The following is a 15514-nucleotide window of genomic DNA, read 5'->3' on the forward strand; positions in this document are numbered from 1 at the left end:
AGTTATGGCTGAACAAAATGTCATCACTTCTATGCTAGACGATTTATCAAATGAACAGCCCATTCATACTGCACTTTGTATTGGCCAGAAAATTGACCAGAATAACGCAATTCAATGGCACTATTTTACCGTAACTGAGCTTTTAAGTCTGCCTTTTACTCAGCGTTATGACTTGGGTTTTGTATTGTTTGATAGTGATGAAATGCAGAACATCAGCGATGTACAAAAATCACAATTATTAGTAAAGCTAAGAGATTTATTAGCGAAACGAATTGTAGTGGTAAGTAAACGCAGTGATGAGCAGTTATTACGTTCTTTAGGTTTTACTCAACTTATTGATAAAACTTCACATGATAGTGATTTTGCTTTATGGCAATTTAATATTTTGACTTATAAACATGTTCCAGACTGGTTTAATTCAAAGTTCTGGGCGAACCCGGAAAACTGGAATAAATTCCGCTGGTAAAAGAGCCCTAAATCTCTTTCAAAATTTAACAATTTGGCTTTTGCTGTCTTAACAAGAATCCGCGTATGCTCATGTATAAACCATACATAAGAGTTACACATGACTAATTTAAGCAATATTGTAGAAGTTTTGGCTAAGCAGGCTTTAGGTGGGAATCAGCAAGCGTCAGGTCAAGGTGGTTTAGGTGGAATTTTAGGTTCAGTGCTAGGACAAATGGGGGGTAATACTTCTTCTGGCGCACAAGGTGGGCTTGGAGGGGTACTAGGTTCTGTATTAGGTCAAGTGACTGGAAATAATAATAACGCACCTCAAGCAGGTGGTGGCGTACAAAGTTTATTAATTGCAGTTGTACCTTTAATCTTAGGTTGGGTTCAACAACAAGGTGGTTTGCAAGCTGCTTTAGAAAAGTTAAAAGGTGCGGGTTTAGGTAACCAAGTTCAAAGCTGGGTTGATCCAAATCAAAGTAATAGTGAAGTTCCTACTCAACAATTGCAGAGTTTATTTAATCCAGCTGACATTGAGCAAGTTGCTGCGCAAGCTCAAGCTCCAAAAGAGCAAGTTTACGGTGCAATTGCGTCAGTCTTACCTCAAGTCATTGACTCATTAACACCTCAGGGTGAAAGTACCGATCATCAAGAAGCAAATCAAGACATTCAAAACGTTATGAATCTTGTAAGTGGTTTTTTAAAATAAGATATAAATCTTAAAAAAGCCGATAAGTTTTATATCGGCTTTTTTTACTCAGGACAAAAAATAAAAGGGCATAAGCCCTTTTATTTTAGATCTGAATCAAACATAACTGATTAGAAGTTATATTCGATACCAGTACCTACAACAGTTTGTTTGTCGTCTTCTTTAATCCAGTCGCGTTTTTGTTGAGCAACGATACCGTAGAAGCGAGCTTGTTTGTTGATTTGGTAATCAAGACCTAAACCGTATAAGTCAATTTTACGATCTTGTTTACCGCTTACTTGTGTTTCAGCAGAAGCGTATTCTGCTTTCACTTTAAGTTTAGTGTTAGGAATTTTATAAGCAGCTGTTACTGCATATGCTTCTTCTTCTAAACCTTTGTAGTTTGTATAGGTATCTGTAGTTTTATCAACACCATCTACACGGGTAGTTTTTGACGTTTTATAAGCAGTCAAGTCATCAGTAGGTTCAGCGTGTTGCCATAAAGCACCTACAACAAAACCAGATTTTGCAATATCATAAGAACCAGTTACACGGTAAGCATCGGTATAAACATCTTTTAGACCGTAAGCTGCATATTTACCTTTAATACCAAAGTCACCAGCAGCAGCAATTGCTAAACCGATATCTTTGTTTTCGTAACCAAGCGATGTTGATACAGAGTCAAAGCTATCATTTTTGCTATCTTTACCAGTTTCACCCGGTTTGCTATCAGAGGTGCTTTCACCAGTTTGAGCCATGATATTGAATGTTAAACCAGCTAATAATTTAGGGTCTAATTCAAAACCGATCACGTTGTCTAAACGGTTTTCACCGTACATGATATTAGTAATATCTAAACGTGTATCGTCATTAAAGATGTCTTGGTTACCACCAGCAGCTGTTTTGAAGTAAGAATCATACTTACCTACTTTTAATGTACCAACACCTTCAGTTTTTAAACCGATAAAACGGTTACGAGCACTAAGGTCAGTATCAGAACCTGAACCATCAGTAGAAATTGCCCATTCAGCTAAATAAACAGCAGATAACTTGTCAGTTAATTTCTCTTCGCCTTTTACCCCAATACGAGAAGAGTTTGAGTTAACTTCGGTAACGTCACTTTTACCATCGAAATTTTTATTATCAACTTGGTTAATAGAAACATTTAGTTTGCCATACAAAGTTGGCGCTGCTTGCACCGCGTTTACGCTCAAAGTTGCAACTGCGGCAGCGAGTAGCAATTTCTTCATTGAGATTTCTCCAAAAGGTATTTAAAAATGGCGTATGCCTAGCTAACTATTTATTTTGCAGTTGACTTATGTACAAAAAGTTACAAAAGCTCACCAACTTGCTAAGCAGTATCGGCAAAATTTGTGACAGAGAAGTGAAGAATAAATGACAGTTTTATGACGTTTAAAATTTAGAAATAAATTAGTTGTTTTCATTTTTTGATAGTTTTTAGACGAAAAAAAGCGGAGTCTAAACTCCGCTTTAACCATATAAAAATCAAAGAGCTGCTTTAATTTTTTCAGCTAATTCTTTAATTTTTTCTTGATCCCCTAACTCAACAGCATGGCGTCCAAGATGATGCACATTTGTTGGAATTAGGTGAAAATGAACATGTGGAACAGTTTGTCCTGCTGCTGCTCCAGAAAGTTGCATCAATACAATACCTTCCAAATTGAGTGCTTTTTCCATTGCCTTAGCAATCTTTTGAACAATTTGTATAGTATAGGCTGCTGCTTCAGCAGGTAAGTCCAGCAGTGTTACAGCAGGTGTTTTTGGAATAACTAATGTATGACCATCGGCTTGAGGCATAATATCCATAAAAGCTAGAACTTGATCATCTTCATAGACTTTTATCGCTGGAAGTTCTCCACGTAAAATTTTTGCGAAGATATTTTGATCATCATATGCCATGTATTATTCCTTTAAAATTATTTACATTTCAATTCTTTTTGACGTTCTTTAATAGCGTCAAGACGTTGTTGCTCTTTGTCAGAAAACTTTGGTTTTGTCGTATGACAGTTTTCATTACCATATTTTTCTTTAGCATCAGGATCTTTAAAACAAAAGCCTTTTGACGCATAAATCAAATTGTAATCATCTTGCAATTTTTGACATTCTTGCTCAGGTGTTGCAGCTTGTACGCCTAAACTAGCAATGCTCACCATGCCAGTAAAGACTGCAACCATAAATTTATTCATGAGCTTTTCCTCAGTTAAAGGTATGAACCTGTACTCAATATAAGGTTTCTTACCAATATTTCAATGACTATTAATTACTCAAGTGTCATTTTGGTTTAAATTTTGGGCAAAAAATGAATAAAATCTTTATATATCAATGTTTTAAAAATAAACAATAAAAACAAAAACTTAACCAAATTTTTATATATCTTTCCATAACTTAACTACTACCTAATACCTTGTAATTACTCATAATGAAGGAAATAGGAAGCTTGCTTCTATTAAATAAAAAATCAAAAAGCTCTAAAAAAAACCTGTTCATGACTCATCTTTTGCTGAAAAGACAGTTTTAGTTTGAATTTTGGTCAATGGAAAAGAAAGATATTAATGCCATGATCAAAAAACAAAGCGTGATAATTATCACATTTTGTATTTTAGGATTAGGTGGAATTCACTAGGCCCATTTATTTTAGACGGAAATGGGCTTCTCTTATTGAAACAGAGATAAAATTATTTTCGACTTTTATTTAAGATTAAAATTCACCTGAAAGATGCATTGATTTTACATATTTAAAGTCTTATTATACGCCCCATAATTGCTGCGTTTGATAGTTTTTGTTTTTTATAGCCCATTTCTCCAAATGAAATGGGCTTTTTTTATTAAAGTTATTTCGAATCATTAAAATTTAGTGTTTTATATTGAGAATAAGTTCGCCTTATATTTGGATTTTGTGACATAGTATAAATGTTGCTTTCATAATTGCCCTGATAGTTACTTTCTACCCTCATACCCTTACACATAGTAATAGTATATTCATCATACTTCCTTAATGGATCAGTCGTTGGTTAAGACTAAATATTAAAGGAATAGGTGATGTCACAATTTTTACTAATTGCTGAAAAAGTTTATAAAAAGTTCGAAGAAGAAAAGCTTTTCTCCGAGGATGTAATTGGGCACTTGAATAGCTTAGTTAGTATTATCCGGCAAGAGATAAAAGACACTTCATACAAATTAAAATATAACTTTATTGATTTTGAAGAATGTTTAAATAAGCCTGCAAAGGAATGTACAGTTAAACTCGATATCAGCTTAATGCCAATTTATAAGAATAAAAGTGAGTACATTATGTGGTTAGCGAGTTTTATCGAAAAAATTACTCTAGGTGGAAGAGAAAAGTTTCCACCGCTTACAAATAGTTTACTTCCGAGCTGTATAGTGACTAATCCTTATGTAACAAAACTGGAGCAGGCCAAGGCCTCTTCTGAAAAAAGTGCACAGATGATTGTAAATTACTTTAAATCATCCGATTATAAAAAAGTTAATAAAGTGCCTTCATAGTGAAAATAATAATTTTCTATTAAAACAATAATATTATTGGTAAATGCACTGTTATACGAGGGTTTATTCCACCCAAGCGAATAAAAGCAATAGATTGAATCATAACCTTATTCTTAAATTTGCGTTGATCGTTCGGTGAGCCATTTTGCTAGTTGTGGCCAGAACTCCAATGCACTTGCCTGACTCGACATGAGGCCCAAATGTCCGCCAGGGATGAGAGTAAACGTAACATCTTGGCTACTGGTTAACTGGCTTAATGGTTGAGCTGCATCAGCGGTAACCAGTTGATCACTACGACCCGCGCCCACTAAGAGAGAGCAGGTGATATTTTTTAATTCAATTTTTTTATCTTTTAACTCAATAAAGCCGCGCTTCAATGGATTTTGCAACCAAACATTGAACAACATGTCCTGATTAATTCCACCAGGGTAATCAATCATATTATTTAAAAAGCTACTTAGAGTGGCATGCTCTTGTACGAACTGAAGATCATTAAGATTTTTTAGTAGTTGAATATGACCATCGAACCAGCCTTTAGGGTCAAGAATTTTGAAACCTAAAGAATTTAAAATTCCTGGGCTATGAATCAAACGTTTTGGCAATCCAGAATAAATACGTTCTTGAATTTTTTTATTGCGACCAATCGCGTTGTTTATGGTTCGATAGAGTTTCCCAATATAGCCAGAAGCATAACTGTCTATTGGACTACCAAGTACTATAAGGTTTTTAACATAATTTGGATGATTATGCGCTGTATATAAAGTGACGAATATACCTGCCATACTCCATCCATGAAGCGAGATTTGTTCACTTCCTGAGTGTGTTCTGACAAGTTGTATGGCTTTAGGAATGAAATCTTCAATAAATGATAAAAAGTTAAGATGTCTATCTTTAAAATTTAAGCGGCCCCAATCCACAAGATATACGTCAAAACCTGCATTTTGGAAGTATTTAATAAGAGAGCGATAAGGATATAAATCATATATCGCCATATTAATAGCGAGTGGAGCAACGAATACTAAAGGTTCTTTGAATTGTTTTTGAGTAGCTGCGTAATAACGTATACGGGTTTGATTAAATTCACCAATCACTTCGAACGGAGTGCTTTGTGACAAAACCAATGTTTTTGGGCGAAATAGTCGGGTAGAGAGGTGCTTGATTTGACTTTGTTCAGAGACAAGGGACTTTAAGCGTTTCATCTTGCTTTTACCAACTATTTACTAAAGTTGAATAAAGTCTAAGCGATAATTTTAAGGTTTACCTTGACCTTAAATACCTTAGACACTCAAAATGATGATAGTTTTTTAGTACATGACCAGTAAAGGCGAACACTTAATGAACCAGTCTGATGATTTAGAATACCAACTTGATACTTTAGCCATTCGTACCGGACATACTCGTAGTTTTGAAGGCGAACATGGCGAACCGATTTTTTTGACTTCATCATTTGTATATGAAAATGCGGCTGAAGCTGCAGCAAAATTTTCTGGTCAGGTTCAAGGAAATATCTATTCTCGTTTTACTAATCCGACTGTATCAATGTTCGAAAAACGTTTAGCAGCTTTAGATGGTGCTGAACGTGCTGTTGCGACAAGCTCTGGAATGGGCGCGATTTTGTCAGTTGCTATGGCATACCTAAAAGCGGGTGATCATGTTATTTGCTCAAGAGCAGTTTTTGGTTCAGTGGTTGCTTTGTTTGAAAAATATATTGCCAAGTTTGGTGTAGGCATTACATTTGTTGATTTATGTGATTTAGACGAATGGAAAAATGCTGTACGCCCTGAAACCAAACTTTTCTTTGTTGAGTCACCGTCTAACCCTCTAGCTGAGATTGCAGATATACAAGCGCTAGCAGATATCGCCCATGCGAATGGCGCATTACTTGCGGTTGATAACAGTTTCTGTACACCTGTTTTGCAGCAAGCACTCAAGTTTGGTGCGGATCTTGTGATTTACTCTGCGACTAAATACTTAGATGGCCAAGGCCGAGCATTAGGCGGTGCTGTTGTTGGCAATCATCAGTTGTTAGAAGAAGTGTTTAGTGTTGTTCGTACGCTTGGACCATCAATGAGCCCATTTAATGCATGGGTTTTCTTAAAAGGTCTAGAAACTTTACGTTTACGTATGAAAGCACACTGTGAGAGTGCTCAAATTCTTGCAGAATGGTTATCTACTCATGAAAAGGTAGAGAAGGTTTACTACGCTGGTTTACCAGCTCATGAAGGTCATGAACTTGCTGCTAAACAGCAAAATGGCTTTGGCGGTATTGTATCCTTCATTGTTAAAGGCGAGCGTGAAGGTGCGTGGAAGGTTATTGATAATACTAAGTTTATCTCGATTACTGGTAATCTAGGTGATGTGAAATCGACAATTACCCATCCAGCAACCACAACTCATGGCAAACTTTCTGTTGAAGCAAAAGAAGCAGCTGGTATACAAGAAGGTCTAATTCGTGTTTCTGTGGGTCTAGAAGATATTAATGACATTATTGGTGATATCTCGCGTGGATTAGATTTAATCTAATTAAATTATGTTTGTTATGGAAAAGCCACATACATTTTAATGTGGCTTTTTTGTGTTACTAATAAGCAACAATAGCAATAAAAAGTCTACGTTTTGTTATAAATCAGTCTAAAATTTCAACGTATAAAAGTTCTAAATTTAATAAAAATAACAAAGAGAGTCTTTAGTCATGCTTAAACCAATAATTATTTTAGTTGCGATAGGGGCAATTGGTCTGGTTGGATACAAAGTATTTGCCCAAAAAGATGAACCAACACAGATGAGTGAAACTGTATTATTAATTAACGATGCAAACAAATCTGTTCAAGATGCTGATCTTTCAATAGAAAAAGCCAATACCTCTTTCAAGGAAGTTCCCTTAAGTGAATATAAAACAAACAATAAAAGTCTACAGGCTGCACAGTAACTTTTCTAAATTTTACTTTTTTCTATTCATCAAAAGTTTTTTATATAAAAGCTTTATAGTGGATTGACCATAGAAAATAGTTTCATAGATACCAATAGAAAACATTGATTTATTGTGTCAGAATTACGGATTAATTTTGATTTAAACGTACTAACCTCAATGATCTTGAAGATCTATAGGGGGAGTAGAAAGAGTTTAAGTTTTGCAGTGTTATGTGACTATCAATAATACTTGAAATATTTGATAGAGATACGGAGTTAGGTTTATGAATATCAATATGCTTATGCAGCAAGCGCAGCGCATGCAAAAAGATATGGAATCAAATATAAAAAAGGCTAAAGAAGAGCTTGCTCAAACTGAAGTACACGCTGAAGCGGGCGGTGGTTTGGTTAAAGTCACAATGACTGGCCGTTATATCGTAAAACGTATTGAAATTAATCCAGAATTACTTCAAGATGAACCAGACATGATTGAAGACTTAATTGCTGCTGCAGTAAATGATGCTGTGCGTCAAGCAGAAGTGATTTCTGAAGAAAAAATGCAAAAAGCAAATTCTGGTATGGGTTTACCACCTGGCTTAGCGGGCATGTTCTAAGGAAATTCAGTGTTTAGCGATAGATTTGAACAACTCGTTCAAGCTTTACGTATATTGCCAAGCGTTGGTCCGAAGTCGGCTCAACGTATGGCTTTACATCTTTTGATGAAAAACCGAGAAGGGGCATTTGCATTAGCGCATGCTTTACATGAGGCTTCAAGTTATATACATGAATGTAGTGTCTGCCATTCTCTGACTGAACATGAAATTTGTGATATTTGCGCCTCAACTGACAGAGATGATCAGTTATTGTGTGTGGTTGAATCACCAGCGGATGTGATGGCGATTGAGCAAAGCGGTAGCTTTCGTGGAAAATACCATGTTTTAGGTGGCCATCTTTCTCCATTAGATGGTATTGGTCCGGAAGAAATTGGTATTCCTTATCTCATTCAGCGTCTAAGCCAAGGTACTATTGAAGAAGTCATTTTGGCAACCAATGCGACTGTAGAAGGACAAGCGACAGCCCATTATTTGGTAGAGGCGACTAAACATTTACCAATACAGATGACGCGTATTGCTCAAGGTGTACCTCAGGGTGGTGAACTCGAATACGTAGATAGCCATACTTTAAGTCAGGCAGTGCATAACCGCATGAGAATGAAATAAGCATTCCGATGCTTATTTCATTAATAAATGTACTATCAATTTGATTAAATTTATTAATTAAATTCAGTTATTAAATATAAATATTATTCTGTCTTTTATTATTAAAGATAGTTTAAATAAAATATGAATATAAGAATGAAAAAGATCTTATAAATTTTAAATAAAGAACATTTGGAGATAAATTTCAAAAGTACAAATAAAAGATCAAAAAGTTATCTATTTTCGAAAAATTGTTCAAAAATAGAGTATTCATAAAGGTTTAAGTGGCATTTTTCTGCTTCTATGTTATATATACCAGAGTTTAAAGCACTCTTTGCAATACTTGAGAAAGCATGTTTCAGTTTATCCAACAGCAAACCGAATTGGTTGATGTTCTTCAAAAAATGGATCAATGTTCAATATATGGACTTGATACAGAATTTATTAAGGTTGACACACTCTGGCCTAAACTTGGAGTATGCCAAGTCAATGTAAATGGTGATGTCTATCTGTTGGATGGTGTTTCATTAGATCTAAGCCAGTTTTGGAAAAAGATCTTCCTCGCACAGCAAAACATTTTTCATGCATGTGGAGAAGATATTGATTTAATCTATCATTATGCTGATCAAGAAGATTTGCTTAATGTGTTTGATACTCAAGTGGGTCTTTCTTTTTTAGGTCATGGCCTGCAGGTGAGTTACCAAGGTGCTTTAAAACTTTGTCTTGATATTGATATTGAAAAAGATCAAACCAGATCTGATTGGTTAGCTAGACCTTTATCGCCTCAACAACTTTGTTATGCTGCTAACGATGTTTTGTATCTAATGAAGTTAGCTCATCATATTCAAGAGCAGCTTAAGCAGAAAGGGCTTTATAATTATGTTCTTGAGGACTGTAGTAGTCTAACTAAAGAAATCATTAGTGAAACCCCTAACGAATTACTATATACCGATGTGGGAAATTATCGTCACTCACGTCGTCAGCTAATGCAGCTACAAAATTTAAGCGAATGGCGTGAATACATTGTAAAAGCAACGAATCAGCCACGTAGTTTTATTCTTAGAAACTCAACTATGATTGATATGGTTGAAAAGAACCCACGCAATAGCTTTCAACTATCGCAAGTGAAAGATATTCGTCCAAATGTGGTTCGCGAGTACGGCAAAACGATTTTAGAACTTCTTAAAGATTTGCCAGTCGAAAGCAAATGGCCATCAAAGATTGCAAAACCATTTAAGATTACGTCTAAAGAGACTTTAAATAAAATGGATATGGTGCTTGCTCATGCAATAAATGAGACTTCTATTCCTAAAGAAGTGTTGCTGAGAAAAAAATGGTTAAACGCCATTCATCAACATGTTTTATCTCAAGGGGATGAACAGGATTTACCCGACTATCTGTTAGGATGGCGTTATGAGTTATTAACGCAACCATTAATCCAATTGTTTCAAGAAGAAAAACAAAGTTTATCTATTTAAAATGCAATAAATAATTAGAAATTTAAAGGCTCATCATATGATGAGCCTTTTTAACTAAAGCATAATCATTCTGTTAAATTTTTAATTAATTATTATTTAAAATGTGCTAATTATAATATCTAAGTATACAAAAATAGATTTTCTGTAGTTTATCTAAATAATTATTTAAATTTATGAAATTCATAAAATAATGTAATAAAGTAAATATAATTTGAAATTTCAATAATGAATTAAATTAACTTATATAATGAGAAAAATTCAATTGATTAAACATACAGGTCTGTATATTCTTGGATTTAAGAAAAACAACTTCAATTTATATAATATATAACTATAAGTTTGTTTCGGTGCAGAAATGAAAAGCCTACCCAATTGGGTAGGCTTTTTTATTTTTAATGATATGGCCTAGTTAAAGTAACTTAATTTATAAAATTTAAAAATGAGTATTAAAATCTACAGATATTATCTAAATGAATCAGCAAGTTTAGAAACAACTTCTTCCGCTTTTTGAAAAGCATTTTCTAATGACTCTATATGCCTATGATCTCCAAACTCTTGATACTCAGAAGTAATTTCATAAATTTTTTCTACGCCTAAATATTTGCTCAGTGTACGAATGTGGGGTACAAGATGACTCATATCATGCCGAATCCCATCTTTCTCAAACCCAAATTCACCGCTGGAAGTGATAATAATTAAAATTTTTCCAGCTAAAAGAGGTTGTAAGGGAAAGTCTCCACGAGCTAGGTCAAAATCAAAGGTTTTATTGATACGAATAATTTGATCAAACCATGCTTTCAGTTGAGCAGGCATGCCGTAATTGTACATAGGTGAAGAAATTACAAGAATATCTGAGCTCGAAACTTCTGCTATTAATTGATCTGATATAGATAAAACATCACGTTGAGCTTTGGTCCTTTTATTGTCAGGTGTGAATACAGCATCAATCCAGTCTTGATTAATAAAGGGTGGTGGATTCATTCCTACGTCACGATAAATATACTCATCTATAGGCAATTGTTGTTTCCAAGAGTTGATCAACCGACTGGCAATATTTTTTGAAATAGAATTGTGATTTGGGTTGGGGTTAATCGCAGCTCTGACACTAGCATCTATATGTAATATTTTACTCATCATTAATTCCAGAAAGATTAGGATTTAATTTATTTTGAGTTTTAAAACATAAGTAGACAAACGAGAAAATTACATTTATAGATGATTTTAATTCATTCATAAATGTAAATGGGGAGGAAGCATGCAAGTTTCTTTGCAAGCACTTAAAGCATTTGAATCAGCCGCTCGATTGGGTAGTTTTAAGTTGGCTGCTGAAGAACTCTCGCTTACACCGACTGCAATTTCACATCATGTTGCGAATCTAGAAAGCAGATTAAATGTTGATTTATTTCATCGACAGGTAAGGAAAATAACCCTTACAACGACAGGGCAAAGACTTGCTGGAGCAATCTCTGAAGGATTTCGTAAAATTGAAGATGCACTAGATGAAATAACAGTAAATGGAAACTTAGTAAGAGTCGCTAGTACGTCTTCACTAGCTGCAATGCTGCTAATTCCTTCAATAAATGAATTTTATCAATTGCATCCCAATATATCTGTTGAGTTTTCTACAGGCGAAACTTTAGATAATCACTTATATACATTACCTATTCGTTATGGTGACGTATCTTTTGTCCCGTCTCAAGATATCGTTAAATATGAGTCTTTTAATGTATTTGGTTCATCCAAACTTGATCTGCTTAAATGCTCTAGTGAACCAATAACTTTATTTACGACAGAATGGAAAAATAAGACGTTACCAAGCCCACCACTAGAGGCTTGGCTTGAGAAAAATGAATGGAACCCAAAGAAGGTGATAATTAAGAAATTTGATCAGGAAATTTTTGGGATACATGAGGCTTTATCTGCCAATGGATTAGTATTTTGTTCTACTACACTTTCCCAAAGGTTTGTTAAGGCGAATCTTTTACAGGAGTTTAAAACTAAAGCCGTTCAATCAAAGCTATGTTACTACATTCCAAATAAGGAAGATCTTAAAAATAGAAATGCCAGAAAATTTATTGAATGGGTAGAAAGTTTATTCAATCAATAAACTTATATCTCTGATTAGTTTTAACTACATAACACTAAAACTTATATAGCCTTTTTATGCTATAAAATTAGATAAATTAATAATTAGAGAGATAAATATGCTTAACAACTTTAATGCTGAACAAGCTCGTCAAAACGCTAAAAACTTTAAAATAAATCAAGACGTCATATTGGAAAAAATTTTAACTGGTACTGAGTCTGAATCTAAAGAGGGGAAGCGAAAAGCAACTTTCTGGTTTCCTGTGGATGCTATAAGTCCTGATCATCTTACACTGGTTGAAGAGGAACTTAGAAGCAGAGGTTTTAATGTCTCAACTGATATTGAGCACTCCGGTACTACGATTACAATTGAAATAAGCTTCTAATGAATGATTGTTTTAACTAAACCACTCTTAAAAAAGAGTGGTTTTTTACTGTATGTTTTTCCATGATTTAAATGAAGTTAAATATAAATTTATTTACAATTAAATTTATATTAATCAGGATTTTATTTGACAGGTTCTATCTTGTTCTGTAGCTTTACTTTTTAAGTGGAATATGGATATGAACTTCCAAACAATACTTTTATCTTTCAAAAATCAATCTACTGGTACAGATGCATTTAAAGACTTAAAAAATGCATGTGAGCAGTCTCTTAAAGAATCTCAAGATACAAAAGAAAAAGCAGCAGTTTACCTAATCTACGGTTTTGCACGTAGTTATGTAATCTTATATGAAGATGAAGCTGTAACGACCGAATTTGCCCATACTTCTAAAATCCAACTCATCGCTTATATGGAAAGTCTTAATGAGGCTTTATTAAGTCAAGATGATAGCGCTATTTTGAGTGCCTTAAATCAAGTAAGCGATGACTATATAAAAAGCTCTCGCGTCTTCTAGAAAAAATTAACATGTCCTTAAATAAAAAATACTTCTTTAGTTTGGGCTAAAGAAGTATTTATTTTTATATATTAATGGGACTTTTTCTTACCGCCACCATCTTGTTTGTTGACGGTAGACCATGCAATTCGTTCGGCTTCTTCTTGAGAATGGCCTCTATCTACTTCACTCTCAACAATATGTTTGGCTTGACGTTTTTGCTTTGCTGTATAAGCAGTTTTATCACCACGAGGCATAATTTCGTCCTCCATATCTATGAACAAGATACTTATTATTGAAACATATCTCGCTATTAAACGAGTTAAGTAACGTCTGGTGATGTGTAGTGAAGTAGTTAAAAGTTTTACTCAAGTGTGTATTCTTAAATAGGTGAAAAAGAAATTTATTATTTTGATAGCTTAAGTATAAATCTTGCAAGAACACTATTATCAAATCTTTGATGATGAATACTTTTTTAAAATCCAAGAACTGCTTTTATTTTAATAAAATAGATTTTATATTTTAATATTTAAAATCAAAAACTTATATTGTTTTTATGAAATCTAACTCCTGTTTGGAACAAAGTTATTATCGACCTTAATCAATGTTGTAGGTTAATATTTCTCAAGAATTAAAAAAACGACTGATGCGTAAACAAACCTGCGTGTGTGTGTCGTTTTTTTTCATGTATGCTGTCCTTAGTTAAAGAGTTGATTTGAAATGCACTGTGATATTTATAGATCGAGCAAAAAAGATGAAATGTACATGTATATTGCTCGTCCAAACTATCCTGACAATACGGAACAAGCTGATCCGTTTGAAAATGTTCCTGAAGCTGTTTTACAAGCGTTTGGTCGTGCAACGTTTGTCATGCATTTAGAGTTGGCTCCAACACGTAAATTGGCGCGTGTTAATGTTTTACATGTTTTAGACTCATTACAAACAAAAGGTTTCTTTATTCAGATGCCGCCAGAAGGGTTAATTAACCCGAATGCAGTTGAACCAGAGGGCTTACGTGGTGCGTGAAGATCAAACTGGAATAATGAATCAATTATTCTCTTTTTTGGATGTTATTCCTGAAGGTGTTATTGCTTTAACAGCTTATGGAATAGGCGCTATTATTGCTTTGTGGTGTTGGTGGCGATTAATGCGCCGTCTTCCTACCACCTTTGGTGCAATTAGCTGGCTGATTGTATTTGCTATTTTAGTTACACCAACAGTGTCTGAAGGACCGAATGCATCTGTAGCACCGGCTATTTTTGGACTCCTTTTTGGCGTTTTAACTAAAGACAGTCCGTTAATTTGGTCAAATTTATCTTTAATTCTGTTTGTAGTTGGTCTAGGTTTGGTGATTGGATATTGTTGGTCAAAATATTCAATAAACAAAAGCATGCGTTCCATCTAACCATTGAAATAGAAAAATAAGGTCTTTACATGTCTGCTGATACCCAACATTTTACCGGTACAGATCAATATATCGCGACTGATAGTCTTAAGCTTGCTGTAAAAGCAGCTCGTGCTTTGCAAAAACCTTTACTGATTAAGGGTGAGCCGGGCACGGGTAAAACTTTACTTGCTGAACAAGTAGCACAAAGTTTAGGTTTAAAACTGATTACTTGGCATATCAAATCTACAACTAAAGCGCAGCAAGGGTTGTATGAATATGATGCAGTTTCTCGTTTAAGAGACAGCCAGTTAGGTGATGACCGAGTTTACGATATTAAGAACTACATTAAACCCGGTAAATTATGGGAAGCTTTCACCAGTGAAGAGCGTTGCGTATTATTAATTGATGAAATTGATAAGGCCGATATCGAGTTTCCAAATGACTTGTTGCATGAACTCGATAAAATGTCTTTTTATGTTTATGAAACGAATGAAACAATTACGGCAACGCAACGCCCAATTGTAATTATTACTTCAAATAATGAAAAAGAATTACCAGATGCATTCTTGCGTCGTTGCTTCTTCCACTATATTGAGTTTCCAGATGAAGCCACAATGCGAGAAATCATTGCGGTTCATTTCCCAAATATCTCTGCAACACTAGTAAACGAAGCTTTACAGGTTTTCTTTAAACTACGTGAAATTCCTAATTTGAAGAAACCACCATCAACCTCTGAGTTAATTGATTGGTTAAGCTTACTCATGGCAGATGATATGCCTGAAGATGTATTACGTAATCGAGATACCTCTAAAGCTATTCCACCTTTATATGGTGCTCTCATCAAAAACGAGCAAGATGTACAACTTCTCGAACGCTTGGCTTTCATGTCTCGACGTTAAGGGAGGGAGTAACC

Annotated in this window: 20 protein-coding genes; 14 read left to right on the plus strand and 6 right to left on the minus strand. The window is 34.5% G+C overall.

Translation table 11 applies throughout. From position 1 onward, the window contains the following. Positions 1-4 precede the first annotated feature (4 nt). Both B806_RS0115395 and B806_RS0115400 read left to right on the plus strand, forming a co-directional pair. Positions 5-466 (plus strand): DUF6231 family protein, encoded by a 462-nt coding sequence (locus B806_RS0115395; protein WP_017386883.1) that lies wholly within the window; start codon positions 5-7, stop codon positions 464-466. Positions 467-565: 99 nt separating this feature from the next. Then, positions 566-1159, plus strand: a complete 594-nt coding sequence (locus B806_RS0115400) for a YidB family protein (RefSeq protein ID WP_017386884.1) — start codon at positions 566-568, stop codon at positions 1157-1159. Positions 1160-1269: 110 nt separating this feature from the next. On the opposite strand, the gene B806_RS0115405 is transcribed toward B806_RS0115400, so the two are convergent. The 3 genes from B806_RS0115405 to B806_RS0115415 form a co-directional block, all read right to left on the minus strand. Beyond that, a complete protein-coding gene (locus B806_RS0115405) occupies positions 1270-2388 on the minus strand; it encodes a porin (protein WP_017386885.1) in 1119 nt (372 codons plus the stop codon). A gap of 256 nt (positions 2389-2644) precedes the next feature. Next, positions 2645-3058 (minus strand): HIT family protein, encoded by a 414-nt coding sequence (locus tag B806_RS0115410; RefSeq protein ID WP_005069390.1) that lies wholly within the window; start codon positions 3056-3058, stop codon positions 2645-2647. Between the two features lie 17 nt (positions 3059-3075). Beyond that, a complete protein-coding gene (locus tag B806_RS0115415) occupies positions 3076-3345 on the minus strand; it encodes a YARHG domain-containing protein (RefSeq protein WP_002122146.1) in 270 nt (89 codons plus the stop codon). Positions 3346-4198: 853 nt separating this feature from the next. On the opposite strand from B806_RS0115415, the gene B806_RS0115420 reads away from it, so the two are divergent. Further along, positions 4199-4663 carry a hypothetical protein gene (locus B806_RS0115420; RefSeq protein ID WP_017386886.1) on the plus strand — a complete coding sequence of 155 codons (465 nt, stop codon included), beginning with the start codon at positions 4199-4201 and terminating at the stop codon, positions 4661-4663. Between the two features lie 113 nt (positions 4664-4776). Here B806_RS0115420 and B806_RS0115425 read toward each other — a convergent pair whose 3' ends face one another. Then, positions 4777-5862 (minus strand): alpha/beta fold hydrolase, encoded by a 1086-nt coding sequence (locus B806_RS0115425; protein ID WP_017386887.1) that lies wholly within the window; start codon positions 5860-5862, stop codon positions 4777-4779. A 136-nt stretch (positions 5863-5998) separates the two neighbouring features. Here B806_RS0115425 and B806_RS0115430 point away from each other — a divergent pair, with 136 nt between their 5' ends. From B806_RS0115430 to B806_RS0115450, 5 genes are all read left to right on the plus strand, one after another. Continuing rightward, entirely contained in the window at positions 5999-7186 is a 1188-nt protein-coding gene (locus B806_RS0115430) for an O-succinylhomoserine sulfhydrylase (protein WP_025466030.1), read from the plus strand. A 169-nt stretch (positions 7187-7355) separates the two neighbouring features. Then, positions 7356-7592 carry a hypothetical protein gene (locus B806_RS0115435; RefSeq protein WP_017386889.1) on the plus strand — a complete coding sequence of 79 codons (237 nt, stop codon included), beginning with the start codon at positions 7356-7358 and terminating at the stop codon, positions 7590-7592. A 265-nt stretch (positions 7593-7857) separates the two neighbouring features. Beyond that, positions 7858-8187 carry a YbaB/EbfC family nucleoid-associated protein gene (locus B806_RS0115440; RefSeq protein WP_002113538.1) on the plus strand — a complete coding sequence of 110 codons (330 nt, stop codon included), beginning with the start codon at positions 7858-7860 and terminating at the stop codon, positions 8185-8187. A gap of 9 nt (positions 8188-8196) precedes the next feature. After that, positions 8197-8793 (plus strand): recombination mediator RecR, encoded by a 597-nt coding sequence (gene recR, locus B806_RS0115445; RefSeq protein ID WP_002113756.1) that lies wholly within the window; start codon positions 8197-8199, stop codon positions 8791-8793. A 332-nt stretch (positions 8794-9125) separates the two neighbouring features. After that, positions 9126-10250, plus strand: coding sequence for an HRDC domain-containing protein (locus B806_RS0115450; RefSeq protein ID WP_017386890.1), 1125 nt, complete (start codon positions 9126-9128; stop codon positions 10248-10250). Positions 10251-10712: 462 nt separating this feature from the next. Here the strand turns inward: B806_RS0115450 and B806_RS0115455 are convergent, their stop codons facing one another. After that, the gene (locus B806_RS0115455; protein WP_079380953.1) at positions 10713-11387 is read right to left on the minus strand and encodes an NAD(P)H-dependent oxidoreductase; all 675 of its coding nucleotides are present in this window, start codon (positions 11385-11387) and stop codon (positions 10713-10715) included. A 118-nt stretch (positions 11388-11505) separates the two neighbouring features. Here B806_RS0115455 and B806_RS0115460 point away from each other — a divergent pair, with 118 nt between their 5' ends. From B806_RS0115460 to B806_RS0115470, 3 genes are all read left to right on the plus strand, one after another. Next, positions 11506-12357: a LysR family transcriptional regulator gene (locus tag B806_RS0115460; protein ID WP_017386892.1), complete on the plus strand. Its 852-nt coding sequence runs from the start codon at positions 11506-11508 to the stop codon at positions 12355-12357. 97 nt (positions 12358-12454) lie between these two features. Next, on the plus strand, positions 12455-12721 hold the full coding sequence (locus tag B806_RS0115465) for a hypothetical protein (RefSeq protein ID WP_014206661.1): 267 nt from the start codon (positions 12455-12457) through the stop codon (positions 12719-12721). Between the two features lie 178 nt (positions 12722-12899). Beyond that, entirely contained in the window at positions 12900-13235 is a 336-nt protein-coding gene (locus tag B806_RS0115470) for a hypothetical protein (protein ID WP_017386893.1), read from the plus strand. A 71-nt stretch (positions 13236-13306) separates the two neighbouring features. On the opposite strand, the gene B806_RS0115475 is transcribed toward B806_RS0115470, so the two are convergent. Next, positions 13307-13471, minus strand: a complete 165-nt coding sequence (locus B806_RS0115475) for a hypothetical protein (RefSeq protein WP_002113596.1) — start codon at positions 13469-13471, stop codon at positions 13307-13309. A gap of 463 nt (positions 13472-13934) precedes the next feature. Here B806_RS0115475 and B806_RS0115480 point away from each other — a divergent pair, with 463 nt between their 5' ends. Genes B806_RS0115480 through B806_RS0115490 form a run of 3 tightly spaced genes read left to right on the plus strand, consistent with a single transcriptional unit; the run spans position 13935 to position 15500 of the window. Beyond that, positions 13935-14240, plus strand: coding sequence for a YcgL domain-containing protein (locus B806_RS0115480; protein WP_005069366.1), 306 nt, complete (start codon positions 13935-13937; stop codon positions 14238-14240). Beyond that, entirely contained in the window at positions 14233-14619 is a 387-nt protein-coding gene (locus tag B806_RS0115485) for a hypothetical protein (RefSeq protein ID WP_017386894.1), read from the plus strand. Before B806_RS0115480 ends, B806_RS0115485 begins: the two co-directional genes overlap by 8 nt. A gap of 29 nt (positions 14620-14648) precedes the next feature. Beyond that, positions 14649-15500, plus strand: a complete 852-nt coding sequence (locus tag B806_RS0115490) for a MoxR family ATPase (RefSeq protein WP_002113662.1) — start codon at positions 14649-14651, stop codon at positions 15498-15500. Positions 15501-15514 lie beyond the last annotated feature (14 nt).

The sequence above is a fragment of the Acinetobacter sp. TG2027 genome (assembly GCF_000302435.1).
Lineage (GTDB): Bacteria > Pseudomonadota > Gammaproteobacteria > Pseudomonadales > Moraxellaceae > Acinetobacter > Acinetobacter pittii.

What these genes read in the sequence shown, in the direction of transcription:
- B806_RS0115395 (WP_017386883.1), top strand. Translation starts at nt 5, where the DNA reads ATGGCTGAACAAAATGTCATCACTTCTATGCTAGACGATTTATCAAAT.
- B806_RS0115400 (WP_017386884.1), top strand. Translation starts at nt 566, where the DNA reads ATGACTAATTTAAGCAATATTGTAGAAGTTTTGGCTAAGCAGGCTTTA.
- B806_RS0115405 (WP_017386885.1), bottom strand. Translation starts at nt 2,388, where the DNA reads ATGAAGAAATTGCTACTCGCTGCCGCAGTTGCAACTTTGAGCGTAAAC.
- B806_RS0115410 (WP_005069390.1), bottom strand. Translation starts at nt 3,058, where the DNA reads ATGGCATATGATGATCAAAATATCTTCGCAAAAATTTTACGTGGAGAA.
- B806_RS0115415 (WP_002122146.1), bottom strand. Translation starts at nt 3,345, where the DNA reads ATGAATAAATTTATGGTTGCAGTCTTTACTGGCATGGTGAGCATTGCT.
- B806_RS0115420 (WP_017386886.1), top strand. Translation starts at nt 4,199, where the DNA reads ATGTCACAATTTTTACTAATTGCTGAAAAAGTTTATAAAAAGTTCGAA.
- B806_RS0115425 (WP_017386887.1), bottom strand. Translation starts at nt 5,862, where the DNA reads ATGAAACGCTTAAAGTCCCTTGTCTCTGAACAAAGTCAAATCAAGCAC.
- B806_RS0115430 (WP_025466030.1), top strand. Translation starts at nt 5,999, where the DNA reads ATGAACCAGTCTGATGATTTAGAATACCAACTTGATACTTTAGCCATT.
- B806_RS0115435 (WP_017386889.1), top strand. Translation starts at nt 7,356, where the DNA reads ATGCTTAAACCAATAATTATTTTAGTTGCGATAGGGGCAATTGGTCTG.
- B806_RS0115440 (WP_002113538.1), top strand. Translation starts at nt 7,858, where the DNA reads ATGAATATCAATATGCTTATGCAGCAAGCGCAGCGCATGCAAAAAGAT.
- B806_RS0115450 (WP_017386890.1), top strand. Translation starts at nt 9,126, where the DNA reads ATGTTTCAGTTTATCCAACAGCAAACCGAATTGGTTGATGTTCTTCAA.
- B806_RS0115455 (WP_079380953.1), bottom strand. Translation starts at nt 11,387, where the DNA reads ATGATGAGTAAAATATTACATATAGATGCTAGTGTCAGAGCTGCGATT.
- B806_RS0115460 (WP_017386892.1), top strand. Translation starts at nt 11,506, where the DNA reads ATGCAAGTTTCTTTGCAAGCACTTAAAGCATTTGAATCAGCCGCTCGA.
- B806_RS0115465 (WP_014206661.1), top strand. Translation starts at nt 12,455, where the DNA reads ATGCTTAACAACTTTAATGCTGAACAAGCTCGTCAAAACGCTAAAAAC.
- B806_RS0115470 (WP_017386893.1), top strand. Translation starts at nt 12,900, where the DNA reads ATGAACTTCCAAACAATACTTTTATCTTTCAAAAATCAATCTACTGGT.
- B806_RS0115475 (WP_002113596.1), bottom strand. Translation starts at nt 13,471, where the DNA reads ATGCCTCGTGGTGATAAAACTGCTTATACAGCAAAGCAAAAACGTCAA.
- B806_RS0115480 (WP_005069366.1), top strand. Translation starts at nt 13,935, where the DNA reads ATGCACTGTGATATTTATAGATCGAGCAAAAAAGATGAAATGTACATG.
- B806_RS0115490 (WP_002113662.1), top strand. Translation starts at nt 14,649, where the DNA reads ATGTCTGCTGATACCCAACATTTTACCGGTACAGATCAATATATCGCG.